We start from the raw sequence: 23,305 nt of genomic DNA, 5'->3' as shown, positions 1-23,305 counted from the left end.
AATTTTGAATATATTATATATTTTTACATCCATGCAAGGCTAGTGGGTCAGGCACCATTTTTTTGTGCTTTATTTATTTCTCTACGTGTCTTTCATATGTAAGGTAAGCGTAGATTCTAAATCCTATTGGGATGAGTGCTAGCAATGAAGCGGCTTTTGATCCTCCATCGGCTATAAGTAGCCAGAGTAATCCTATAATAATGGCGAAAATGAAGGTTATATTTCCAGAAAAACCATTAAGGGGCTGGTTATCTAAGAAAAATGTCTTTGCACCCTTTAAGTCCTTCGCATAACAAGCTTCATGGTAGGGAACCACCTCAACAACCATTAGGGCAGTAACTAGATCATCTCGAACTGTAATTTCTTGATTACATTTATCACAATAGATTGGTTTTGACACAGGAAGCACCTCTTTCCTTCTTAATAAGTCTTTACGAAAAGAAACATGAAACGTTTCAATGTATTATCTGATTCTATTGTGGAGTTTGATATAGTAGTGTTAGAAGAAAAATGTGGAAAGTAAGGAGGCTAGGAAATGAAATTCTTTTCTGACGAAATACGCAACAGAGTTCGAGATGATGCTCTAGCCATGGAAGACCGGGGAAATCTTGCGCCTGATGTCCTGGAATATATTTATGATCAGGGATTGTTTAAGCTGTTAGTACCGGAACAATTTGGTGGCCACATGACCACATTACCCAAAGCTACCGAAATCTATGAAGAAGCCTCTTTTATAGAGGGGAATTTTGGTTGGTTAATTGGCATTTGTTCAGGGGGAGGCTTTATTACGAAGTTATTACCAGAGCGTGTGTATCGTGAAAAGTTCTCCGATCGAGAAGCTGTTATTTCTGGAAGTGGCTATCCTAGTGGCACTGCTAGATCAGTAGATGGTGGGTATGTTGTGAATGGGGAGTGGAAGTATTGCAGTGGATCTTCTTTCGCTACATTGTTTACGGTGAACGCGATGATTGAGCATGAGGATGGAAAAGATGCTGAAATGCGTACCTTTGTTTTTGAGCGAGACCAGGTTGAGTTGTTAGGTGATTGGAACGCGACTGGTATGAAAGCAACAAACAGTCAAACAATTCGAGTAAAGGATGCGTTTGTTCCAGAGGATAGGGCGTTGCTCTTTAGTATGGAAGCTACCCTTTATGATGAGCCGTTTTATTCGTATCCTTTTTTGCAATTTGCTAAGGTGCAGTTTGCTGCAGTGGCTTTGGGAATTGGTCAACATTTTCTAGAAGAATGTAAGAAGCTAGCAGAGAAGCAAAAACAAGAATGGGAAAAAGGGGAGAAATACGCATTCACTTTAGAAAAAATCCAACAAGCTGAAATAGACTTACATAAGGCTCGAACTCAATTTTATGAAGTGGTCAACTATTCATGGAATGCCCATGTTAGCGGAGAACATTTTACAGATGAACAACTCTCGGAGATTAGTATTGTCTGTGAAGATGCAGCATCTGAAAGTTTACGAGCAGCTCAATCTGTTTTTCCATACTTAGGGATTACAGCTGTGTTGGAAGACAATCTGGTCAATAAAACGTGGCGAGATTTACAAACAGCTTGCCAACATGGATTAATTGTGTCGTTTAGATAACAAAAAAGTTGCCAAAAAAGGTGCCAGACCCCCACTGCGGTGTTGCGTTAAAGCAGTGGGGGTCTGGCACTTTTCTCTGGCATTTTTTATCTATCTGGCATGATTGTGACAATTTGCTGGATGCGTACAAAAAAGGTGGAGTCACCTGCAGTAAGAACAATATGATCAGGTTTTACTTCTATAAGTTTGCCACGAATAGTGTCTTTGGTTGTTTCTACGATTAAGACGTTGCCGACTACGGATTGTAACGTTTGGACAACATAAGGGTCCACTAATGTCATGTATTGGGTATTCATTTGCTGGTGTACACGTTGATCTTGATAAGGGTAATACATAGAAATTACCTCCCATTTTAAAGTCTTTATACTCTATGATGAATGACTATTTTTTGTTTGGGCGGAACATTGCTTTACAATAAAAGTCGCATCGCTACATCGAGATAATAAACAACATGCTATTTTGTATGATAAGATTTAAGAAAAGGGTTACTCGTGTAGCCTGTGTCTTAGTTAGAAAATTGTTATGAAGGAGTAAGAAGCTATGGATGATCCGAATCAATTGGATAGAGCTCAACTCAAATATGTAAAACAAGAAATGACACGGTTTATGATGTCTTATAAATTTGCAGTGGATCAAATTACGACGAAGGTGGATATTCTGAAACAGGAGTTTCAATATATCCATGATTACAACCCCATCGAACAAATCAACTCACGAGTGAAATCCCCGGAAAGCATCTTCAAAAAAGCAAAGCGCAAAGGTATTGAACTTTCTTTAGATAGTATTAAGGAACACATTACAGATATAGCTGGTGTAAGGATATCGTGTTCGTTTATTTCAGATATCTATCGACTGCGAGATATGATTGAAGGTCAAAAGGATATCGATGTAATCGATTCGAAGGATTATATCGAATATCCTAAGCCGAATGGGTATCAGAGCTTACACCTAATTCTTACCGTGCCGGTATTTATGTCTGATCGGGAAGAAAAGGTATATGTAGAAGTTCAGATTCGTACGATAGCAATGGACTTTTGGGCTAGTTTAGAACACAAAATCTACTACAAATATGAATATGAAATTCCTAAACGTTTATTAGACGACTTAAAAGAAGCGGCAGAATCGGCTGCAGAATTAGACCGTAAAATGGAAGCGCTGCACAAGGAAATCGGAGACCTTAAGCGAGATTATGATGATGACGAAGAGGATCTAAAGAATATGTTAATTAGCAAGGATAACTTTAAAATTCCGATGGATTTATTACTATCAATGGTAAATCCAGATGAATCAAATGAATAAATTTCAGGTGCCTGACCCCCGCCAGAGTAACGCATTAAAGCGGTGGGGGTCAGGCACCTGATTATTTTTTTTTGAGAAATCTGAAACGTTCAGCTACCCTTTTTCGGTACATAATAGTGTAATCATCCATATCTTCCATATCATTACCAATTGTGAGAAAATGGATGAAGTTCGGAAATTATATAGGGAGGCTTTTTATGCTAGAGGGAGCAGCAGTTGTCATTATTTTATCTATTCTAGGAGCTTTACTTGTTATTGGGGGAATTGCGACATTTATTATATTCCGCATTCGCTACAAGACAGCAAGTTCCAACGAAGCACTTATCGTAACAGGACCAAAGCTTGGAGATCCGGAAACAGAGAACAACGTTTTTGAGGATGAAAATGGACGTTCCATGAAAATTATTCGAGGTGGCGGTTATCGTCTGCGTATGTTCCAGACGGCAACACCAATTGACCTGACATCATTCCAGCTACAGGTCAATTCTGAGAAAGCTTACACGAAGGAAGGTATTCCTGTCCGAGTGGCAAGTACAGCTGTAATCAGTATCGGTAGTGACCTGGAGATTATGGCAAACTTTGCGGAGAAATTTCTAGGAAAAGCACAAAAGGAACGTGAATCAGAGTTAAAAGATGTGTTGAATGGTCATTTACGTTCCATCATTGCGTCACTTCCAATCGAGAAAGTGTACAACGACTTTAAAGAAGTAAACACTCAGGTAAAAAATATTGCCGAAGCTGATTTGAAAGGCATGGGTTTTGAAATAACCTCTTTTGCCTTGAATGATGTGGAGGACGTGGACGAAGAAAATGGCTACATAGATGCCCTTGGTCGTCCGCATATTGCAGAGGTTCAGAAAAACGCTGATAAGGCTGAGTCAGATGCGAAGAAGGAAACGCGCATCTATCAGGCGAAGAACGATCAGGAAGCTCAAAACGAGGAAAACCGTCGTCAGACAGAAGTGGCGGAATCTCGTAAAGAGAAAGACATTAAAGAAGCAGAATTCCAAAAAGAAACAAACCGTGCTAATGCAAATGCAGAGCAGGCTGGCGAAATTGAACGTCAAAAGCTTAATCAGCAGATTAAGGAAGAAGAACTTAAAGTTCAATATATCGAAAAGCAGCGTGCAGTTGAACTAGAAGAAGAAGAAAATAAACGTCGTCGCTCCATTGCTGACGCTCAAGCCTATGAAACAACGAAGAAGGCACAGGCTGAAGCGGATCAAGAGCGTATTAAAGGTGAATCAGAAGCAGAAGTTATCCGTCAGCGTGGTATTGCAGAAGCGGAATCCAAAGAACGCATGGCCAAAGCGATGGAGAACTACGGGGAAGCAGCAATTATGGAAATGCTTATCAACGTATTGCCTGACTATGCCGAGAAAGTATCTGCACCTATTTCTCAAATTAAAGATATGAAGGTTATTGATATGGGTGGCTCAGATTCTAAAGGCGGTTCCGCAAAAGTCGCAAACAGCGTTACTTCTACTATGCTAGGCATTCAGGAATCCCTTAAAGAAACAACAGGTATGGATCTTAAGGCATTGATTGAAAGCTATGTATCTCGTGGGAACGTAAATAACTTCTCCCTAGATACAGAAAAGCAATACCAAGAGACATCCGCGACAACAGAGACAGACTATGCTCAGACGAATGAAAATCAACAAAACAGTACAGCTGAATATGAGCAAGAAGCTCAACCTGAAGAAGAGCAAGAGCAGACATCTGAAGAGGAGTCAAAAGAAAAACAGACTAACCAGCAATCAGATGATCAAGCAAACTCATAAACGTAAGTGAATCCCCACATCCTTTAGGATGTGGGTTTTTTTGTGTAGTAGCACACTACAGCAGTGGGGGACTGGCACCTTAAATCTCGGCACCTTATATTAAGCACAAAAAAGCTCTAGCGACTATGCTAGAGCTTTTCATATTATTCTATTAAACTCTTACTAGCTCATACTCTTCCTCTTCATCCCAATAGGTACAACCTTCAAAAAACGCATCTTCAATACAAGATTGGATAATCTCAGGTAATTGGGTTGGAATCATTTCAGCGTCCATGATTTCGATTCTCATTCCACCAACAAGACCTTTAAAGATAGCTTTTTGGTCTTTGTTAACGTATAAGCGACCAATTTCTTGTTGAATGTTGAGTGAATTGTGCTGGGAGTAAAATACAATCAACCCAGTGATAAAAGAGTTACGGCTTTCATGTAGGGCGATTTTTTTCCAATTGGTTGTTTCATTTAAGGCTTCCATACCTGCTTCTGTTATTAATTCAGGATCTCGAAGTACAGACACGTCATCATACTTACTAATACCAAATAAACTGTTGTAGGCAGCAACGGTGATGTGTTTCTCTTCCATCGACAGAATGACATCTTCTTGCTCTAAAAACACTTGGCTTACATAGTCTTTCATCATGTCAAATACTTCTTGGGTGTTTTGCTCAATACTGTTTTCCAATTCAAAGACAGCCTTCTTTTCATCAAGCAAATCACGTATTTCCACTTTTTTATACACCCTCCTAAATTATGATTCATGGTATGTATTTCCAAAATTCGGATAAATAAAACGCTTTTCTCACTTTTTTTATAATAATAGTAGATTCTTCATAGGAATCTTTTAATTATGTAGTAGATAATCACTAGAGGGTGCCAGACCCCCATTCTGATAATATGGTAAAGCTGTACAGAGGTGGGGGTCTGGCACCGGATGTTGGCACCGGATGTGGGGGAGCGGGTATATGCGCAAGGCAATATTTTTGGTTGCAAATATTTTGCTCACGAAATAAGAGTGTATATGCTTTCTGCTAATATGTAGAAATATTTCTATAAATTAGGAAGTTACTAATTTGGTGCGTGATTGAGGGGTTTAGAAGGGGGAGTATTTGACTTTTAAAGGAGAATTCCTTTCCTATAAGGGAATTATATTACAATAACGTAAAAACAATGTAACGAATGAAATACAAATGTTTACTCATTGTTATTGAAGTATTAGCTGTGAGTGTTAAAGTGGTCAATGTGAAATTAACAGAGAGCTCATTAAAAAATCCAAATTCTTGAGTAATCAATTCGCCAAGGAGGCTGAACACCATGAAAAAAACAATTCTTTCAGTAGCAGCAGTCGCAACGATTTCGGTAGGAACTACAGTAACAGCAAGCGCTGAGGATGTTGTAGTAGACAAAGGTGATACGTTATGGGGAATCTCTCAGGATTATGGAGTTTCCGTAAATGATATAAAAGACATAAATGGTCTTTCATCAAATACAATTTATCCAAGTCAAACATTGACTGTAAACAATAGAGAAGAAAATACTACAAGTGAAGCAACAACAACAACAACATCAACAAACGGAACTCACACTGTTCAATCCGGAGATACGTTATGGAGTATTGCTAATGCAAATGGCGTAAGTGTAGGTTCCCTTAAAGCGTGGAACAACTTAAGCTCAAACACAATAGTTGTTGGACAAGAACTAGCAGTAAATGGTTCAGCTTCAGCAGAGGTTGAGCAAGTAGAAAGCAACACATCTAGTAATCAAACAGAAACAAAAACAATTAATAACAACAGTAGTGCAGAACAACAAGAAGACAATAACGTAGCTAAAACAATTAACGTAGAAGCTACAGCTTATACTGCTTATTGCTCAGGATGTTCAGGTGTAACAAGTACAGGCATTGACTTGCGTGCAAATCCTAATCGTAAAGTGATTGCTGTAGACCCTGATGTAATCCCATTAGGTTCTGAAGTGTATGTAGAAGGATACGGTAAAGCAATCGCTGGTGACATCGGTGGCGCAATCCAAGGTAACCGTATCGACGTATTCATTCCAAACCAATCTGATGCACTAGCATTTGGACGCAAAAATGTAGAAGTAACTGTATATGAATAAACACCATTTACTAGAGGCGATTTCTATCAAGAAATCGTCTTTTTTTTCGTATACCATCCTCTTATAAGGTTAAAACTCATTAGAAAAAATCTATTATATTTCATATCTACTCCTAATATAGTACAAATAAGGAGGGATGGTATGATGGATGGTAAGCTAAGTAGACAAATAATCAATTTGCTAGATGAAAGCGAATTGAACATCTTTCTAATCAAAATGCAATCCTACCTATATGAAACTTCCACCAGCCCTAAATCGTATGAAAAGATATCATTCACCGATATACCACATATTGATCAAAAATTTCATCAACTAACACGCAAAGAAAGACGACTACTACGCGTGAAAATACACAGTTTCATCCTAAGGTTAGATGAGGTGAAGAAGGTTCCATTCCCTTCACCTTTTGTGAATGGGGTCATCGCATCTATCTTGCTTTTGTTACTAGGTGGAGTAATGAAAAATCCTACCCTTTATCCTGTGTGGATGATCACTCTAATTGCAACGTGTTTTGTAATTGTCATACCAGCCGTTTCATGGATGAACCTACATTATTCGGGTAAGGATGTAGAAAAGAAAGAAATCCTTACCGTACTAGCTAGTTTACTAGAGGAGACAAACTGAAAAATTTAAGTATATCGACAAATTACGACATAACCTTTCTTTGTCATGTGGTAACTTTTGGATGAAGTATTTTAAAGGGAGTTAGGTTGAAGTCGAATGAAAACAACTGGAATAGTTGCAATTCTTCTAATTGTGGGAGTGTTGCTTTTTACATTAGTAGATGGAGAGATGCTTGATGGGGAAGTTGGCTCTGAAGATCTAGTAACAATGAAAAGTTCCCCTGATGCTGAACATACTACAGTTGAAACAAGTCGAAATAACTCATCAGCTGTGTTAATCGATGCCCCTCATATTCAACAGCTGCCAGAATTACCAAGAGGGTGCGAGGTAACCTCTTTATCTATGATGCTTCAACATGCAGGCGTCGATGTCGATAAAATGACGCTTGCAAAGGAAGTGAAAAAGGTGCCTTATCAAGAGAATGGGTTGTATGGGAATCCTAACGAAGGATTTGTCGGTAACATGTACACATATGATGAGCCTGGTTTATCTGTATATCATGAACCGTTAGAAGAACTTGCAAATCAATACATGCCAAATCAAGTCAAGAATCTAACCGGAAGCAATCTAGATGAAATAAAAGAATCTTTATCTAATGAATCTCCTGTACTTGTCATTTTGGCCAGCACGTATGATGAAGTACCGGAAGAAACCTGGGAAACCTGGGAAACCAAAAATGGTACGATCCAAGTTTCAAGAAAAATTCATTCCGTTCTCGTAACCGGTTTTAATAAGCACTCTGTTTTTATCAATGATCCGTTACACCCAACGAAGAACCGTCCCATTGATATTGAAAATTTCAAAACAGCTTGGGAAGAGTTCGGCAATCAAGCGATTGCATTGGCTAGTGTTGATCAGTAATGAGGAGTAGTAGAGAATGAACAAGATGGTATTGGGATTATTATTTGTAATCATTGGTATTGTTTTTTTAATGATATTACTTACACAAAGCCTTCCAATCTTTGGATGGATTATATTACTAGTTGTTAGTGTTATTGCGAACATTTCAGGAACAACAATCCTAATTCGATATATTCAAAACAATCAACAAAACACATAATTGTTGGAAAGCGGCCTAATACTTCATGGTCGCTTTTACTATGTTTCGATTTTACACACAAGGGAGGGGTATGATGAAACGAAAAGTGCTAGCTTTGTTGCTTGCTTTTTCACTAGTCGCTATACTAACGGGTTGTGCAGATGGTACAGCGCATGTGTATGTAAATAAAGATGGTTCGATGGATGTAAATGTGGACTTTATTCTTCCTCAGCAAGCACAAATGGTTATTAATGAAAGTATGGAAAATCGTATGAAAGAAGCTTTTCAAGAACAAGGGTTTTCATTTGAAAAGCAACCATCAGATGAAGGGTTGCATTATCATGCTGAGCAATCATTAACCGCCGAGGAGCTGCAAAACCATTCTAATAGTGAAAATGAATTTATTTCATTAGAGGAGAAAGATCAATTCTTTACAACTACATATACTGTTGATGGAGAAGTGAACTTAGCGAAGTCGTATGAATCTATGCTTGAAGACATTGATAGCAGTTTGCCTATTGATTTAATGAATACGGTATTAAATCAATTTGATCTAGAGTTTAAATTAACATTACCTATGGATGTAATAGAGGAACATAACGCAACGAAAAAAGATGGGAATACACTAACATGGGACATATCTCTAACAGAAGCGACACCAATCTATTTCAAAGCAACTGTTCCAAATATCAAGAATATTGCTATGGTAGGTGTAGGTTTAATAGTGATACTTGGTTTAGCGATATGGTTGGTAAGACGGAAGAGACGTTCTTAATATAATTAGTAAGATATTATTTAGCGAGGTATCACCATGTACAACTATTATGAAAGACATTTAAGACAATGGGAGAAAATAAGAAAGAAGGGAGTTGTTAACTACTTCTTTCTATATGGAATCGTATTAGGAAGTGCGGGGTACTTTATTATCACCTATATACTAGATGTGTTGTTTAATAACAACTTTCCAGTAATCCCAACTCTGATTTCGGCTATTACTTTTGGTTCCGTATATGGTGGATTATCATGGATTATTTCAGAAAAGAAATATAAAAATTATTGGAAAAGCGAGTATTGAAGGAGGAGAAGGTCAAGTTGAAAAAAATAGTTCTGATGATAATGTTGGTGTTAATACTTGCGTTAGTTGGTTGCGCTACTCCTTCTTCAACAACTTATAAGATATGGTTTGATGCTTCTGCCCAAAATGAAGAATTAATCCAAGCTGCAAAAGAAAGACTAAGGAAAGCTGGTATCGCATATAAACTGGATAAAAACGGAAGTGTGTTCATTCAAGAAAAGGATTTTCAAGATGCTGTTATTTGTTGCTCTTAGCTAAAAGAAAGGAGAATCCCTGTATAGACAGTCTTTATGGACTTCTTGACTCTTTTCACTATAAGTTCAATATCGAAATCGGTTTCTTTTTTTTCAAAAAACTATTGAAAACGGATACATTACATCATATAATCAAGTTAAGTTAAAAAAAGAAACCGGTTTCGAAACTTAAAAATAAACGAAAGAAAGTTAAAAGTTTCTTTTTTTTGAAGAAAGTAGAAACCGGTTTCGTAAAAGTGGAGCCTTAGATTATTGGAATTATGACTATTTAATATTTGGGGGAGGACAAAGAATGAAGAAATTTTATTTATTGATCGTTTTGCTTTTGAGTTCTAGTGTACTTCTGTTTGGGTGTAGTAGTGATCAGGAAGGATCTGCTAGTGACGAAGGTGACGGAGGAAACGAGAAAATTGAGTTGGATTTTTGGGTATTTGGAGCAACAAATTATGAGTCTCTAGCTGAACAGTACCAAGAAGAGAATCCGAACGTTACCATTAATGTTCGTAAGTCTGAGTTAGGTGATCACCACAATAGCTTGTTCACTGCGATCTCTTCTGGAACAGGTGCACCGGATTTGACTATGATTGAAGTTGACCAATTAGATCGTTTCCGTGAAGCGAAAAGTCGTTTTATGAATTTATATGAATTAGGTGCAGGTGATATACAGGACAAGTACTTAGATTGGAAATGGCAGATGGCTGAGGATGGTTCAGGAGACTTCTTATTTGGATTGCCTACTGATATCGGACCGAAAGCGATGTACTATCATACAAAAGTATTTGAGAATGCTGGATTACCGACAGAACCTAAAGAAGTTAGTGATATGATTTCTAACCCTGAAGAATTTAAGGATGCTGCTTCTAAGGTTCTAGAAGCTACAGGAAAGCCAATGGTAGATAGTATGGAAATGGCATTCCGTGCAAATATGGATGCATTGAAGCAAAGTTATTTCAATCGTGATGGTGAACTATTAATCGAAAACGAGGATAACAAAGTAAAAGACGCTTATGATTTTGCTGTTGAACTAAAAGAAAAAGGATATGTTGGTTCCTATGAAATGTGGACACCAGAATGGGCAACGGCATTAAATAAAGGTGAATTTGCTGTAGAAATGGCTCCGGCTTGGTTAAAAGGATACATGACAGAAAACGCACCTGAAGCAAAAGGTGACTGGCGTGTAACCCAACTACCTGACCAGTTCAAAGGTAACTGGGGAGGTTCTTATCTTACTATCCCTAAGGAAACGAAACATGGTGAAGAAGTGTACAAGTTTGCTAAATGGCTAGTTAAACCGGAAAACCAAATGAAATCATTTGCCGAAAGTGGCTTGTTCCCATCAGCACCTTCTGTATATGAAATGGAAGAATTCAAACAGAATTCAGATGAATATTTTGGAGGTCAGAATACCGCTGAAGTATTTGCCGAGGCAGCTCAAGATATACCAGCAGTGTATAAAGGTCCAAAATATGTAACAGTAAATAATGAAGTGTTAACAGCTCTTCAAAATGTTGCACAAGGCGCGGATCCTGAAGAAGAATGGGATGCAGCTGTAAAACGAATCAAAGATGTACTGAAGAGATAGTGTTATATCAAGGGCTGGATGGTCTTCACTATCTAGCCCTTATTGATAGGAGGTTCAGAGAATGGAACTAACCCGAAATAAACAAGAATCCACAGCTCCAAAAAAGCGAAAATTATCTGAACGTAAAAAGGATATGTTATCAGGCTATTTATACATAGCGCCATTCTTCATCATCTTTGGTGTTATTGGCTTATATCCTGCCTTATTTAGTATCGTGCTAGCCTTTAATAAGTGGAGTGGTTTTGGAGACATGGAATTTGTTGGCCTTCAAAACTTCACCTTAGTCTTACAGGATCCACTATTTTGGAAGTCCTTGTATAACACAGTCATTATGGGACTTATGGGTACCGCCCCTCAGTTGATTGTAGGAATTGTCTTAGCATACTTTTTAAATATGGCGGTCATTAAATTTACAAACTTCTTCCGAGTTACAATCTTCATGCCATATATTACATCAATGGTTGCGGTTGCACTCGTATTCGGAGTTTTCTTCAGTAACAATGAATCAGCACTAGCAAACTATGTGATTGGTTGGTTTGGAATCGATCCCGTCAATTGGAAAACATCGGAATGGGGCGCCAAAATCGCAATCTCACTCATGGTTTTCTGGCGTTGGGTTGGCTACAATACCATCATCTACTTAGCTGGTCTTCAGAGTATTCCTAAAGACTTGTATGAAGCAGCGACTATTGATGGAGCAAATAAGGTTCAGCAATTCTTTCATATTACCATACCGCTATTAAAGCCTTTCATTCTCTTAACTGTGTTCATGTCTACTGTTGGTGCAATGCAACTATTTGCTGAACCGACTGTATTCTTAGGATCCTCAGCCTTCACAAGAGATGAAGCGATGACAGTCGTTATGTATTTATACAGAGATGCCTTTAATCTGAATTCATTTGGTACAGCATCAGCAACAGCTGTTCTATTGCTGATTATTATCGTAGTAGTAGCATCAATCAATACTTGGTTAACATCAGGTAAGAAGCTTAAGAAAGGGAGGGTGAAAAATGCGAAAAGATAATAAGAAGAAGTTTTCAGTTGGAGTTTTACCGGTTTATGTGGTGTTAATCATCGCTTCTCTTTTATCATTGTTTCCTTTTTACTGGATGTTTGTAATGGCAACAAGACCAAGTGAAGCATATAATTCCATCCCTCCAGCTATCATACCTGGTACAAAATTGGTAGAAAATTTTCAGATGGTTTTAGATTCCATCCCATTCTTTCAAGCAATGTGGAATACCATTGTTCTATGTACGAGCGTTACGGTCGTTGTGTTAATCATTAGTTCGTTGGCTGGTTTTGCATTTTCTAAATTTAACTTCCCAGGAAAAAATATTTTCTTTGTGTTGATCTTGCTAACGATGGTAGTCCCTCCACAATTGGGACTTATTCCGCAATATTATCTCGTGTCTAAACTAGGATGGTTAGATACATTGTTCGGAGCTGGAATTCTGTATTTATTAAATCCTCTAGGCATATTCTTGATGCGTCAATATGTTACTCAATCCGTTCCAGATGAACTAATTGAAGCGGCAAAATTAGATGGTTGTTCTAATTTTAGAATCTATCGAAGTATCGTTCTTCCAATAATAAAGCCAGCTTTTGCAACACTCGGAATTATCGTCTTTACGCTTGTATGGGGAGAATTCTTATGGCAGTTCACTGTTCTTCGTAGTCCAGAATCTTACACGTTACAGGTTGCACTTGCTTCACTAAACAACGCGTATAACGTTGATTTTGGAATGCTTTTATCTGGCGTATTCTGGGCCACAGTACCGTTAATCTTGATTTTCTTAATGTTTAACAGACTATTTATCTCAAGTATTACAGAAGGATCAGTGAAATAATTAACGCTACACATACGAGTTCATTCCGACGTAAAAACAAAAATGAATACTGTACAATACTAGAACATTACGGAGGTAGACATATGACTACAATAGAATTTCCACAGGACTTGAAATGGGGTGCTGCAACAGCAGCTTATCAAATCGAAGGAGCAGCTAATAAGGACGGTAGAGCCCCTTCGATTTGGGATACCTTTTCACATACTCCGGGTAATGTGAAAAACGGGGATAATGGAGATGAAGCTTGTGACAGTTATCACCGTTATAAAGAAGACGTTCAATATTTAAAAGAGTTAGGTGTAGATGTATATAGATTTTCAATCTCCTGGCCTCGTGTCATGCCTGGCGCAACAGGTGATTTGAATCCAGAGGGAGTAGGCTATTATCGTAATTTAATCCAAGAATTAGTGGATAATGGTATTGAGCCTATTATTACACTATATCATTGGGATTTACCTCAATCCTTGCAAGAAAACGGTGGCTGGGAAAATCGTAATACAGTAGATGCTTTCCAAGAGTACGCTTCAGCTATGTTCCGTGAGTTTGGAGACGTAGTGAAAAAGTGGATTACGATCAATGAACCATGGTGCGCTTCCTTTTTATCAAATTATATAGGAATGCATGCTCCTGGAAAACAGGACCTTCAAGCAGCAATTGATGTTTCCCACCATCTTTTGTTAGCTCATGGAAAATCGGTCCAAGCGTTTCGTGACATTGTACCAGATGGTGAAATTGGGTATGCACCGAATGTTGATTGGCTCGAACCTTATAGTCCTGCTCAGGAAGATAAGGATGCTTGTGAACGAGAGATGCAATGGAAAGTTCAGTGGTTTATGGATCCTGTCTTCAAGGGGGAGTATCCTCAGCTACTTCAAGATATTTTTGCAAAGCATAATGGTTATTTGAAAGTGGAAGAAGGGGACATGGACATCATCTCACAACCTATTGATTTTATGGGGATTAACTATTATTCAGGGCATGTAGCTCGGTATAAAGAAGGAAACGGGATGTTTGATATCGAACCGATTTGGGTTGATTATGATAAAACGGATATCGGTTGGCCTGTCTATGCTGATGGATTCTACAAAGTATTGACCCATCTTCAAGAGCTTTATGGGGATATCCCAATCTATATTACGGAGAATGGTGCTTGTTATAACCATGAGGTGAAAGATGGTATTGTAAATGATCAAGAACGAATTGATTATTTAAAACAACACTTAACAGCTCTTCATCGTGCTATTAAATCAGGTGTTCCAATTAAAGGTTATATCCTTTGGTCCTTGCTAGATAATTTTGAATGGGCAGAAGGCTATAGTAAGCGATTTGGCATTATTCACGTAAACTATCGTACATTTGAAAGAACGAAGAAAGAAAGCTTTTATTGGTATAAGCAAACAGTTCATAACAATTGGTTTGAAATTTAATATGACGAAAAAAAGCTGTATCCCCTAGGATGCAGCTTTTTTTTAGTTAGTCTTTATATGTCTTAGCTTCAAACACAGTCACTCGTGCACAAATAAAACTCATAATAAATGTCATGCCTAAAACAAGAATTTTCTTAAGAAGGACGGTGGCGACTATAGTGCTCCATGTTATTCTTAATTAAGATGGTTTTGAGCTTTCTTCTTTAACCAACGCCTTGCATGAATCTCGAATGACAAGGTCTACAGGTACAACGACACTTTGAGCAATTTTTTGTTGTGAGTTGATTTGCTTAATTAGTAGGTCAGCTGACTCTTCTCCAATTAGCTCTGTATCCTGGCGTACCGTCGTAAGTGGTGGGTTAATGAACTGGGCTAACTCAATATCATCAAATCCAATCACTGAAAAATCATCTGGTACTTGATATCCTGCATCTTTTATTGCTTCCATTGCACCGATGGCTAGGCTATCTGCTGCTGTGAAGATAGCAGTAGGAGGATTGGGGAGGGAGAGTAGCTGTTTCATGGCTTTGTAGCCACCTTCTCTTGAAAAGTAATCCCCATTCACAACATATTCGTCAGGTATATCCAAGCCCATCGTTTTCATGGAAGTCATAAATCCGTTTCGTCGTTCTTGTCCTGCAAATGTTGTTGCATGACCAGCTATATGGGCTATTGATTGGTGACCTAATGAATATAAATACTCCACGGCTTTGTAGCTTCCGGCAAAGTTATCTGAATTAACAACCGCAGATTCTTTACTATGTAGGTCAATAACAACTGTAGGAATGGACGAATCCATTAGTTCCTTTACTTGTACATCATCAAAAAGAGAGCAAACCACGACGACACCATCTACACCGCGATATTTAAATTGCTCTAAGTAGCTTTTTTGTTGATTATTAATCATCCGTGATGCAAAAAGAAGATCATATCCAAGAACCTCTACATTCTTTCGGAAGCTTTCAATGACTGCATTAAAGAATGGGTGCTTCATACCAACACCAAGAGATTCAATGAATATAACGCCAATTGTCCAGGATTTTTTGGTGGTTAATGTTCTTGCGTGGGAATTAGGCAAGTACCCCATTTCTTCCACTGCATCTAAAATAGCTCGTTTTGTTTTAGAGCTAACATCTGAATAGTTGTTCAATGCTTTAGAAACAGTTGTTACAGAGTACCCTGTTTCTTTTGCAATATCATAAATAGTTACCATAAATAGTTACACCCTCTCAGCATCGAAAGCGCTTTCGTTCTTATCATAATATCAACCCACTTAGATTGCAAGAAGAAAATCTTAGAGTATTATATTCCCTTCTTATGAAGAGATAATCTAGGAGAGAGTACTTTTTTAGAATAGATTTCTTGATCTGCCTCGTTCTTAATAAAAATCATATAAATTTTAGAGAATAGAAGCTTCTATGGCAAGGTTTCTAATGCAAGTATAGTTTCGCCTTATTCTATTATCACTAGGGTTGATTCCTCTTTTCTAATTCTTCAATAAGTTCTTCCATTCTAGCAATGCGACGTAAAAAATGTCCTACTCCTAACAATGAAAAGCAAATAATACCCACAAAAATACGAAAAGTAAAACACCAATTCGGTAAATAATAACAATTAATTGGTGAAGTATTCAAAATAAAAACGAAGTGTATTCAGATTAGGTATTGTAGAGAAGAGGTGTAAAGGATACTCGATATAAAATATGGAAAATCACACAGATTTGAATATTTCTATAGGAAGAAATATGGCATAATTTGTATGGTTTATTTTTTATATCACAGGAGTGGGGGAGAATAATTTGCAATTGAATCATGCTGAAAAACTGGAAGAACTTCTTGTAAACATTAAAGAAAAACTAGATGAGGAAGATACTTCAAAACTTGAATTAGAGAGATGTCAGCGAATCATACATAGAGCATCTACCTATTCTAGTAATTGCAAGGCATGCGGTGACTACTTACTAGAGTTAGAAAGTCATTTACATGATTTATATGAGAAGGTCGAACATGGGAAGGAGCCTAATGTGAAAGAACACAGATCCTTTGTAGGTAATATCGTTTCTCATATGCAAAAAGAACATAAATTAGTAACAAAAGGTTATTACATGAGTGTGTTTATTTCTATAGGTACTGGTTTAGGGTTGGTTTTCGGTTCCCTCTTATTCGACCAACTAGCGCTAGGCTTACCAATAGGGTTTATGCTTGGAATTGCCATAGGTGCTGGATTAGATGAAGATGCTAAAAAGAAAGGTAACGTAATCCAAATTTTTACTAGTGCAAAAGATTGATAACAAAAAACCTTAACTAAATGTTAAGGCTTTTTGATTGTATAGAGTACAATTATAAAATTCAATGCTTGTGTATAACTAAAAAAGTGAAGTTGCCTCGTCGTGTGGGCCGCAGCATATACGTCGCTAGCAGGGCGCTTGCGATTTTGTTCTATAATCATAATCCTTGTTATAGAAGGAAACTTTATTGCGTCCATCTTCCTTCGCTTGATAGAGTGCTTTGTCAGCATTAACAATCAGCATTGTATGGTCAGAATCATAGCTTGGCTTAATGGTTGTGACGCCGACACTTACTGTAAGAATCGGGGTAACTTCAGAGTCGATATTAGGGATGCTTTCATTAAAAATATCTTTACGAATGGCTTCACCTAACAAACTAGCTTCTTCCTTATTCGTTTCAGGAAGTATAACTGCGAATTCTTCTCCACCATATCTCGCGAACAAATCTTGTTCCCTGACGGTATTATTTATAATATCCGCAACTTCCTTAAGGCAAGCATCTCCTTGATGATGGCCGTATGTGTCGTTATAGGTTTTGAATTTATCTATATCAAACAAGATAAATGAAAGGGTCGTCTGATTATTAATCGCATCGTACCAAGCTTTTTCCAGTGAATAATCTAGATTTCTCCTGTTAGGAATACCCGTTAATCCATCAAGGTTTGATAGCTTCTGAAGCTTGTGATTCATGTCTGTTATTTCCTTCTCCATATGTTTTCTTTCCGATACCTCTCTGGATGAATAAATAAAATCGTCATTATGAGAAAGCCCCTTCATACGATTGAAGGTTGTCTCAAGCCATACATAGTTTCCATCTTTCTTTAAAAAGCGAAACTCCAGGGTTTGGCTTGATGTTGATTTAGACACATATGGGGGTTGTTCTTCTTGTAAGTCTTCTGGATGAATATAGTGAAATACGTTATTTCCTATGAGTTCTGAAGGAGCATAGCCTAAAATGCTTTGACAGGAAGGAGAGATGTATTTAATAGTTCCGACCTTATTGTGTGTGGATACAACATCTGTTGAGTTTTCAGCAATCAGTTTATAATATTGAATCGTTCGATTGTTTTCGTTCGACTTTTTAATGAATTCTGCCATGTAATACGTCAGAAATCCTCCTGTTATGGAAAAAGGAATATGGTATGCTAACGCCACTTCAGCTATTAGTAAATCTTCTACCAATAAGAGAATCATCATAGAATTTACAATGATGAAAATCCCATTCATAATGATATATTTTTTTACTTTAGCCAGAGAAGTATTAGCTATTCCCCCTAACACCAGGCTTACTACAACAACAACAGAACCTACGATTAGAGATGTCTCACTAATACCATACAACGTAAAACGGACTAATCCGATAATAATTCCTGAAAGAATGGCGGAAATTGGTCCACCAAAGATAGCCGCAATAATGACGGCTAAATGTCTTAGGTCTAAGATTACTGTATCCGTGACTTCTATTGTACTGAACATTAATAACGAACCGAGAATCCCAGAGCCAATCCCAGCATATACCCTTGTAGATAAAGGGGAGGTTCGATCAAGAGGTTTGTTTTCAAAGAATTTTCCTGCTATGAAAAGTAGTGCAACTGTAATGGCTAAGTTGTTAAATAAGTCAACATACATATTCGCTCCCCCCCCCTTTTACATTATATAGGTATATCATACCATTATTTTGATACTGTAGCATGGTAGATTAATAAATTTAGCACATTAAACAATATAAAGAGATGAAGAAAACCTACATAAATAGAGGTGTAAGTGTTATTTCAGTGCTTGAAAAATAATAGGAATAAAATACCATATAGTTTTTGGCTTCCGTATTAAAACAAATTAGTAGATAATAAAAGTAGTAAGACATTAAATGAGAGAAGGGATAGTGATGGCAAAATCAATTTTAGTTATTGGAGCCACTGGTAATGTTGGTATGCCATTAACCAAAATGCTTTCTGAGAATGGCTATGATGTGAAAGCTGCTGTAAGATCCTCAACGAATGTGGAAGACCTGCGTGCTTTAGGTGTAGAGACAATTCAAGCTGATCTACGTAACTTTTTTTCATTAATGAACGCCATGAACTTAGTGGAGAAAGTGTTTTTTGCCGTCCCATTTGTATCTAATTTCATTCCATTATCTATGAATGTCATAAAAGCCGCGGAAGAAGCTGGTGTGGAGCACCTTGTAAAAATATCGGGTAGTGGAGCACAGTATGAAGCAATTCAATTGGCGAGGTGGCACAGATCTATAGAAAGGGAGATGATGAAAACAGGTCTGCACTATACGTTTTTACGTCCAAATTCCTTTATGCAAAACTTTGTGAATTTCAATAGTGGTACCATTGGGGACCACAGTTCGTTTTACCTTCCACTTGGAGAGGGACGGGTTTCCTATATTGATGCGCGTGATATTGCAAGCGTCGCCTATCATGTTCTTACCGAAAAAGGACATGATGGACAAGCTTATGAACTTACTGGCCCAGAAGCGATTTCATGTGCACAGGTAGCGTCTACTTTAACAAATGTATTAGGGAAAGAGATAACGTATTGCGGAATAACAGAAGAAGAGTCCCGACAGATGTTGATTGAAGAGGGATTACATGAGAGTATCGTGGATGCAAGACTTGAATTATACCAGTTAAACCGATTAGGCTATAGTGCAGCTATTACAAATACGGTTACTGACATTACAGGAAAATCCCCATACACATTTGAGCAATTTGCACGGGATTATAAGGAACGATTTAGTAGATAGTAGAAAAAAGATAACACGAAACAATTGGTGTTATAGGACTGTGCTTCTAATTTACGAAAATCTATTTCATTTGATATAAAAAGAGGCTTCCCTAAAAATAAGGAAAGCCTCTTTTTACTATTTTATCTTTTGTAATTGATGAATATGTTCCTTCAACGCAGGATAAATAGTTTGATAAACTGCAAACATTTGCTGATAGATTTCGTGTTGGCTCATGTCTGGTTGTACGCTTGTTTGCATCGGGATGGACGATTTGATGCTTTCCAATGAATCAACTTCTCCGATACTATACAAAGCTGTCCAGGCTGCACCCCAAGCTGAGCTTTGGTGACTTTTGGGCACATGAACGGGTTTGCCGAACACGTCGGAGAGCATTTGCAACCAGAGTGGGCTACGGGCAAAACCGCCGCTTGCATAAAGGGTTTCATGGTGATTACCTAGTCGTTCAAGAACATGTGCAATGTGATAGATACTATATATAACGCCTTCCATCCCGGCTCGAATCATATGTTTCTTTTCGTGAGTAGAGCGAAGGCCAATGTAGTTTGCCTTGGCATTTGCATCCCAGAATGGGGCGCGTTCTCCGTTAAGATGTGGAAGGAAAAGTAGTCCATCGCTTCCGGCTGGTGCTTCAGCTGCAAGATGGTTAAGCTGATCAAAGGAAAGTACATATCCTTCATTGGAAAACAGGTCTTTTAACCAATTTAGGACAATCCCTCCATTATTTGTAGGTCCTCCGGTGATCCATAGATCTTCTGAAAAACTATAGCAAAACACTTCCTGCCTATCATCGACAGAGGGCTTAGCTGTGAACTGGCGGATGGCGCCGCTTGTGCCAATCGTAATCGCTGTTTCACCTGGCTCAATTGCTCCAATACCGAGGTTCGCTAGAGGTCCATCACTTCCCCCTGCAATAAATGGAGTGGTGGATAGTAGTCCCATTTTTTCAGCTGCCTCATCAGATAAGCCTTTTAATTGATACGTTTCTGGAACGATATGAGATAGTTGGGTCGTTGTTATGCCAGCTAATTCAAGTGCATGTTCATCCCATTCTTGCTTGTGAATATCGTAAAAACCAGAGGACGCAGCAACAGAATAGTCTACAACAAATTCCCCGAACCAACGATAAATTAAATATTCTTTAATAGATACAAACTTAGATGCTTGATGATAAGGTTCATAATCATTTTGTTTCATCCAAAGCAACTTCGCAAAAGGAGACATAGGATGGAGCGGTGTACCAGTTCGTAAATAGATGTCCCGTTCTTCTTTCTGTAATTGCTTTGCTTCCTCAACACTTCGACGATCTGCCCATGTGATGGAAGGGGAGAGAGCTCGTCCTTTATCATCCACACATATCAAGGAGTGCATCGCTGCTGACATACCAACAGCTGAAATCGATTCCTCCGGCACATCTTCTTGCTGAATGGCATTCCTGATTGCACTTGTGGCTGCTTCATAGATTTCATTCGCATCTTGTTCGGCAAAGCCTGGGTGTGTTTGATCTAATTCATATCCAACCTCATATTCAGAAACAACATTGCCATCATATTGGAATACGACTGCTTTTGTACTAGTAGTGCCTATATCTAGACCGATTGTATATAGTGTCATATGGAATGTTTCCTTTCCTATTAAATTTAGATACGTTTCATAGATATTGCTTCACGCATTTTTTGTGTTGCTTCTTGTGTTTGCTCTTTGTGCTTGATGCAGTAGTTTACATATAAAGCATCAATTATAGTAAGTTCGGCGATCCTTGAAGCGAGTGCCTCAGAACGATATTCTGTTTCCTTTGCTGCAGTATAAAGAGCATAGTCCACATTTTTAGATAAGACTGATTTTGCAAGGTTTGTGATGGCTATTGTAGGAACACCATTTTGTTTCACTATATCTAAAACATCAATAATATCCTTATTAGAGCCAGAGTGAGAAATGAGAATCGCTACGTCATCTTTCGTTAATTGAGACGCCACCATTACTTGAAGGTGGGATTCACTATAGGCATGGGCTGGGATACCGGTTCTTATAAATTTATGCTGAGCATCCTCTGCTACAATTCCGGACCCTCCTGAACCAAAGAAATTCAAGGAACGTGCATTTGAAAGAACTTCTATAATCTCTTTCATCATACTTTGATCTTGGATTTCTTTCGATTGCTCGAGTGCATTAATGTTGGCGTTAAATACTTTATAGGTAATGTCGATCTCGGAATCTTCTTCAGATATGGTTTCATGAATATCCTGAATTGGATTTACGATTTCTGATGCTAAGGCAATTTTCATCGCTTGATATCCTTTAAATCCTAACCGCTTACAAAATCTGAAAACGGTTGCATCTGCGACCATTAAATCCTCTGATACCTGGTTGATAGTAGAGTGAATGATGTGCTGCGGATCTTTCAATATATAATCTGCTATGAGCTTTTCTTTTTCACTAAATTGACTGTAGATTGTTTGGATACGATGCAATACGTGCTTAGATGCAGTTTCCTCCATTATACTCCCTCATTTACATTAAAAATCTTATACAAATAGTGTAAACGATAACATATCTGAATTGAAGTGAAATCGATGAAAAAAATTTCATGAAAACGCTTGTAACGAAAAAAATTTTATGTATAATAGAATTTAACGAAAAAATATTTCAGCATTTTTTCAAAACTTACATAGTTTTAGAGACAGAGAGGAGCCTTTATATGAAGCTAGGTCTTATTGGTCTAGGGAAGATGGGTTACAATCTAGCCTTGAACCTGATGGACAATGGTCATGAAGTAGTTGCAACAGACGTCAACGACCAACAAGTACAAAACATTGCACAAGATGGTGCTTCTCCAGCTGATTCTATTCGTAGTCTCATAGACAACCTAGAATCACCACGTACCATTTGGATGATGGTCCCAGCAGGAGATATTACAGAACAGGTTTTATCAGAGTTGAAACCTTTATTAGATGAAGGGGATCGCGTCATCGATGGAGGAAACTCTAATTATAAACACACGCTTCGACGTGCAGAAGAGTTACAAGAACTAGGTCTTTTCTACTTTGATGTAGGAACGAGCGGTGGAACCGATGGTGCTCGAAATGGAGCTTGCTACATGATCGGTGGCGATGAAACAGAATTCAGAAAGATTGAATCGATTTTTGCTGATACTGCAATTGAAAGCGGTTACCACTTTGCCGGGCGTGCCGGAAGCGGTCACTTCCTAAAGATGGTTCACAACGGAATTGAGTACGGAATGATGCAAGCAATTGGCGAAGGATTCGATATTTTAGAGAAGAGTCCATTCGACTACAATTACGAGCAGGTTGCTAACGTTTGGAATAACGGTTCTGTCATTCGCTCATGGTTAATGGAACTTACTGAAAATGCATTTAGTAAAGACGCAAAATTAGATGATATTCGAGGAGTAATGAATTCATCAGGTGAAGGAAAGTGGACAGTTGAGTCTGCACTTGATTTTGAATTAGCAGCACCTGTTATTACGATGTCCTTGATGATGCGTTATCGTTCCCAAGAAGACGATACATTCACAGGAAAAGTAGTAGCAGCCCTACGAAACGAGTTTGGCGGCCATGCGGTCGTTAAGAAATAAATATTTTATATCAAAAAAAGGGAGAGAT

At 38.0% G+C, this 23,305-nt stretch carries 24 protein-coding genes; 17 read left to right on the top strand and 7 right to left on the bottom strand.

Features of this window, described 5'->3' with window-relative positions:
* Positions 1-73: 73 nt before the first annotated feature.
* The gene (locus N782_RS09800; protein WP_036819030.1) at positions 74-400 is read right to left on the bottom strand and encodes a hypothetical protein; all 327 of its coding nucleotides are present in this window, start codon (positions 398-400) and stop codon (positions 74-76) included.
* Between the two features lie 135 nt (positions 401-535).
* Between N782_RS09800 and N782_RS09795 the strand changes: the two genes are divergently transcribed.
* Positions 536-1,600 carry an acyl-CoA dehydrogenase family protein gene (locus tag N782_RS09795; protein ID WP_036819028.1) on the top strand — a complete coding sequence of 355 codons (1,065 nt, stop codon included), beginning with the start codon at positions 536-538 and terminating at the stop codon, positions 1,598-1,600.
* An 86-nt stretch (positions 1,601-1,686) separates the two neighbouring features.
* Here N782_RS09795 and N782_RS09790 read toward each other — a convergent pair whose 3' ends face one another.
* Complete coding sequence (locus tag N782_RS09790; RefSeq protein ID WP_237582636.1) at positions 1,687-1,935, bottom strand: YuzF family protein; 249 nt, start codon at positions 1,933-1,935, stop codon at positions 1,687-1,689.
* A 205-nt stretch (positions 1,936-2,140) separates the two neighbouring features.
* Here N782_RS09790 and N782_RS09785 point away from each other — a divergent pair, with 205 nt between their 5' ends.
* On the top strand, positions 2,141-2,899 hold the full coding sequence (locus tag N782_RS09785) for a GTP pyrophosphokinase (protein WP_036819026.1): 759 nt from the start codon (positions 2,141-2,143) through the stop codon (positions 2,897-2,899).
* A gap of 197 nt (positions 2,900-3,096) precedes the next feature.
* Positions 3,097-4,683, top strand: coding sequence for a flotillin family protein (locus N782_RS09780; protein ID WP_036819023.1), 1,587 nt, complete (start codon positions 3,097-3,099; stop codon positions 4,681-4,683).
* 151 nt (positions 4,684-4,834) lie between these two features.
* Here N782_RS09780 and N782_RS09775 read toward each other — a convergent pair whose 3' ends face one another.
* The gene (locus tag N782_RS09775; protein ID WP_036819020.1) at positions 4,835-5,407 is read right to left on the bottom strand and encodes a hypothetical protein; all 573 of its coding nucleotides are present in this window, start codon (positions 5,405-5,407) and stop codon (positions 4,835-4,837) included.
* Between the two features lie 584 nt (positions 5,408-5,991).
* Here N782_RS09775 and N782_RS09770 point away from each other — a divergent pair.
* The 11 genes from N782_RS09770 to N782_RS09720 all read left to right on the top strand — a co-directional run bounded on the left by N782_RS09770 (position 5,992) and on the right by N782_RS09720 (position 14,643).
* Positions 5,992-6,792: a LysM peptidoglycan-binding and 3D domain-containing protein gene (locus N782_RS09770; protein ID WP_036819018.1), complete on the top strand. Its 801-nt coding sequence runs from the start codon at positions 5,992-5,994 to the stop codon at positions 6,790-6,792.
* A gap of 141 nt (positions 6,793-6,933) precedes the next feature.
* Positions 6,934-7,416 (top strand): hypothetical protein, encoded by a 483-nt coding sequence (locus N782_RS09765; RefSeq protein ID WP_036819017.1) that lies wholly within the window; start codon positions 6,934-6,936, stop codon positions 7,414-7,416.
* Positions 7,417-7,512: 96 nt separating this feature from the next.
* Positions 7,513-8,277, top strand: coding sequence for a C39 family peptidase (locus N782_RS09760; RefSeq protein ID WP_036819014.1), 765 nt, complete (start codon positions 7,513-7,515; stop codon positions 8,275-8,277).
* 16 nt (positions 8,278-8,293) lie between these two features.
* Positions 8,294-8,476 (top strand): hypothetical protein, encoded by a 183-nt coding sequence (locus N782_RS09755; RefSeq protein ID WP_036819012.1) that lies wholly within the window; start codon positions 8,294-8,296, stop codon positions 8,474-8,476.
* A 73-nt stretch (positions 8,477-8,549) separates the two neighbouring features.
* Positions 8,550-9,230 carry an LppM family (lipo)protein gene (locus N782_RS20700; protein ID WP_052111274.1) on the top strand — a complete coding sequence of 227 codons (681 nt, stop codon included), beginning with the start codon at positions 8,550-8,552 and terminating at the stop codon, positions 9,228-9,230.
* A gap of 36 nt (positions 9,231-9,266) precedes the next feature.
* Positions 9,267-9,530 carry a hypothetical protein gene (locus tag N782_RS09745; protein WP_036819010.1) on the top strand — a complete coding sequence of 88 codons (264 nt, stop codon included), beginning with the start codon at positions 9,267-9,269 and terminating at the stop codon, positions 9,528-9,530.
* A 35-nt stretch (positions 9,531-9,565) separates the two neighbouring features.
* Positions 9,566-9,784, top strand: a complete 219-nt coding sequence (locus N782_RS09740; RefSeq protein WP_237582635.1) for a hypothetical protein — start codon at positions 9,566-9,568, stop codon at positions 9,782-9,784.
* 292 nt (positions 9,785-10,076) lie between these two features.
* The gene (locus N782_RS09735) at positions 10,077-11,366 is read left to right on the top strand and encodes an ABC transporter substrate-binding protein (RefSeq protein WP_036819007.1); all 1,290 of its coding nucleotides are present in this window, start codon (positions 10,077-10,079) and stop codon (positions 11,364-11,366) included.
* A 61-nt stretch (positions 11,367-11,427) separates the two neighbouring features.
* Positions 11,428-12,390: a carbohydrate ABC transporter permease gene (locus N782_RS09730; RefSeq protein ID WP_036819005.1), complete on the top strand. Its 963-nt coding sequence runs from the start codon at positions 11,428-11,430 to the stop codon at positions 12,388-12,390.
* Positions 12,377-13,216, top strand: coding sequence for a carbohydrate ABC transporter permease (locus N782_RS09725; protein ID WP_036819002.1), 840 nt, complete (start codon positions 12,377-12,379; stop codon positions 13,214-13,216). The genes N782_RS09730 and N782_RS09725 overlap by 14 nt, the downstream gene beginning before the upstream one ends.
* An 83-nt stretch (positions 13,217-13,299) precedes the next feature.
* Positions 13,300-14,643 carry a GH1 family beta-glucosidase gene (locus N782_RS09720; protein ID WP_036818999.1) on the top strand — a complete coding sequence of 448 codons (1,344 nt, stop codon included), beginning with the start codon at positions 13,300-13,302 and terminating at the stop codon, positions 14,641-14,643.
* Positions 14,644-14,821: 178 nt separating this feature from the next.
* Here N782_RS09720 and N782_RS09715 read toward each other — a convergent pair whose 3' ends face one another.
* On the bottom strand, positions 14,822-15,856 hold the full coding sequence (locus N782_RS09715) for a LacI family DNA-binding transcriptional regulator (protein WP_036818997.1): 1,035 nt from the start codon (positions 15,854-15,856) through the stop codon (positions 14,822-14,824).
* 585 nt (positions 15,857-16,441) lie between these two features.
* Between N782_RS09715 and N782_RS21965 the strand changes: the two genes are divergently transcribed.
* A complete protein-coding gene (locus N782_RS21965) occupies positions 16,442-16,930 on the top strand; it encodes a glycine zipper domain-containing protein (protein WP_052111273.1) in 489 nt (162 codons plus the stop codon).
* Positions 16,931-17,056: 126 nt separating this feature from the next.
* Here N782_RS21965 and N782_RS20695 read toward each other — a convergent pair whose 3' ends face one another.
* Positions 17,057-18,559, bottom strand: a complete 1,503-nt coding sequence (locus N782_RS20695) for a diguanylate cyclase (protein WP_052111272.1) — start codon at positions 18,557-18,559, stop codon at positions 17,057-17,059.
* A 256-nt stretch (positions 18,560-18,815) separates the two neighbouring features.
* Between N782_RS20695 and N782_RS09700 the strand changes: the two genes are divergently transcribed.
* Positions 18,816-19,682: an SDR family oxidoreductase gene (locus N782_RS09700; RefSeq protein WP_036818995.1), complete on the top strand. Its 867-nt coding sequence runs from the start codon at positions 18,816-18,818 to the stop codon at positions 19,680-19,682.
* A 117-nt stretch (positions 19,683-19,799) separates the two neighbouring features.
* On the opposite strand, the gene N782_RS09695 is transcribed toward N782_RS09700, so the two are convergent.
* Together N782_RS09695 and N782_RS09690 are read right to left on the bottom strand one after the other, a co-directional pair.
* A complete protein-coding gene (locus N782_RS09695; RefSeq protein ID WP_036818994.1) occupies positions 19,800-21,296 on the bottom strand; it encodes a gluconokinase in 1,497 nt (498 codons plus the stop codon).
* 26 nt (positions 21,297-21,322) lie between these two features.
* Positions 21,323-22,180 (bottom strand): MurR/RpiR family transcriptional regulator, encoded by an 858-nt coding sequence (locus tag N782_RS09690; RefSeq protein WP_036818992.1) that lies wholly within the window; start codon positions 22,178-22,180, stop codon positions 21,323-21,325.
* 200 nt (positions 22,181-22,380) lie between these two features.
* Between N782_RS09690 and gnd the strand changes: the two genes are divergently transcribed.
* Complete coding sequence (gene gnd, locus N782_RS09685; RefSeq protein ID WP_036818990.1) at positions 22,381-23,277, top strand: phosphogluconate dehydrogenase (NAD(+)-dependent, decarboxylating); 897 nt, start codon at positions 22,381-22,383, stop codon at positions 23,275-23,277.
* Positions 23,278-23,305 lie beyond the last annotated feature (28 nt).

The organism is Pontibacillus yanchengensis Y32 (assembly GCF_000770635.1).
In the GTDB taxonomy this organism is placed as follows: Bacteria; Bacillota; Bacilli; order Bacillales; family BH030062; genus Pontibacillus; species Pontibacillus yanchengensis.
This window is presented reverse-complemented; position numbering and strand designations above follow the sequence as displayed.

Bases quoted from the DNA above. Each gene is read 5' to 3' on its own strand.
- N782_RS09735 (WP_036819007.1), top strand. From the start codon at position 10,077: ATGAAGAAATTTTATTTATTGATCGTTTTGCTTTTGAGTTCTAGTGTA.
- N782_RS09700 (WP_036818995.1), top strand. From the start codon at position 18,816: ATGGCAAAATCAATTTTAGTTATTGGAGCCACTGGTAATGTTGGTATG.
- N782_RS09695 (WP_036818994.1), bottom strand. From the start codon at position 21,296: ATGACACTATATACAATCGGTCTAGATATAGGCACTACTAGTACAAAA.
- N782_RS20695 (WP_052111272.1), bottom strand. From the start codon at position 18,559: ATGTATGTTGACTTATTTAACAACTTAGCCATTACAGTTGCACTACTT.
- gnd (WP_036818990.1), top strand. From the start codon at position 22,381: ATGAAGCTAGGTCTTATTGGTCTAGGGAAGATGGGTTACAATCTAGCC.
- N782_RS09755 (WP_036819012.1), top strand. From the start codon at position 8,294: ATGAACAAGATGGTATTGGGATTATTATTTGTAATCATTGGTATTGTT.
- N782_RS09715 (WP_036818997.1), bottom strand. From the start codon at position 15,856: ATGGTAACTATTTATGATATTGCAAAAGAAACAGGGTACTCTGTAACA.
- N782_RS09765 (WP_036819017.1), top strand. From the start codon at position 6,934: ATGATGGATGGTAAGCTAAGTAGACAAATAATCAATTTGCTAGATGAA.
- N782_RS09725 (WP_036819002.1), top strand. From the start codon at position 12,377: ATGCGAAAAGATAATAAGAAGAAGTTTTCAGTTGGAGTTTTACCGGTT.
- N782_RS09745 (WP_036819010.1), top strand. From the start codon at position 9,267: ATGTACAACTATTATGAAAGACATTTAAGACAATGGGAGAAAATAAGA.
- N782_RS09740 (WP_237582635.1), top strand. From the start codon at position 9,566: ATGATAATGTTGGTGTTAATACTTGCGTTAGTTGGTTGCGCTACTCCT.
- N782_RS09690 (WP_036818992.1), bottom strand. From the start codon at position 22,180: ATGGAGGAAACTGCATCTAAGCACGTATTGCATCGTATCCAAACAATC.
- N782_RS09785 (WP_036819026.1), top strand. From the start codon at position 2,141: ATGGATGATCCGAATCAATTGGATAGAGCTCAACTCAAATATGTAAAA.
- N782_RS20700 (WP_052111274.1), top strand. From the start codon at position 8,550: ATGAAACGAAAAGTGCTAGCTTTGTTGCTTGCTTTTTCACTAGTCGCT.
- N782_RS09780 (WP_036819023.1), top strand. From the start codon at position 3,097: ATGCTAGAGGGAGCAGCAGTTGTCATTATTTTATCTATTCTAGGAGCT.
- N782_RS09770 (WP_036819018.1), top strand. From the start codon at position 5,992: ATGAAAAAAACAATTCTTTCAGTAGCAGCAGTCGCAACGATTTCGGTA.
- N782_RS09730 (WP_036819005.1), top strand. From the start codon at position 11,428: ATGGAACTAACCCGAAATAAACAAGAATCCACAGCTCCAAAAAAGCGA.
- N782_RS09760 (WP_036819014.1), top strand. From the start codon at position 7,513: ATGAAAACAACTGGAATAGTTGCAATTCTTCTAATTGTGGGAGTGTTG.
- N782_RS09795 (WP_036819028.1), top strand. From the start codon at position 536: ATGAAATTCTTTTCTGACGAAATACGCAACAGAGTTCGAGATGATGCT.
- N782_RS09720 (WP_036818999.1), top strand. From the start codon at position 13,300: ATGACTACAATAGAATTTCCACAGGACTTGAAATGGGGTGCTGCAACA.
- N782_RS09790 (WP_237582636.1), bottom strand. From the start codon at position 1,935: ATGTATTACCCTTATCAAGATCAACGTGTACACCAGCAAATGAATACC.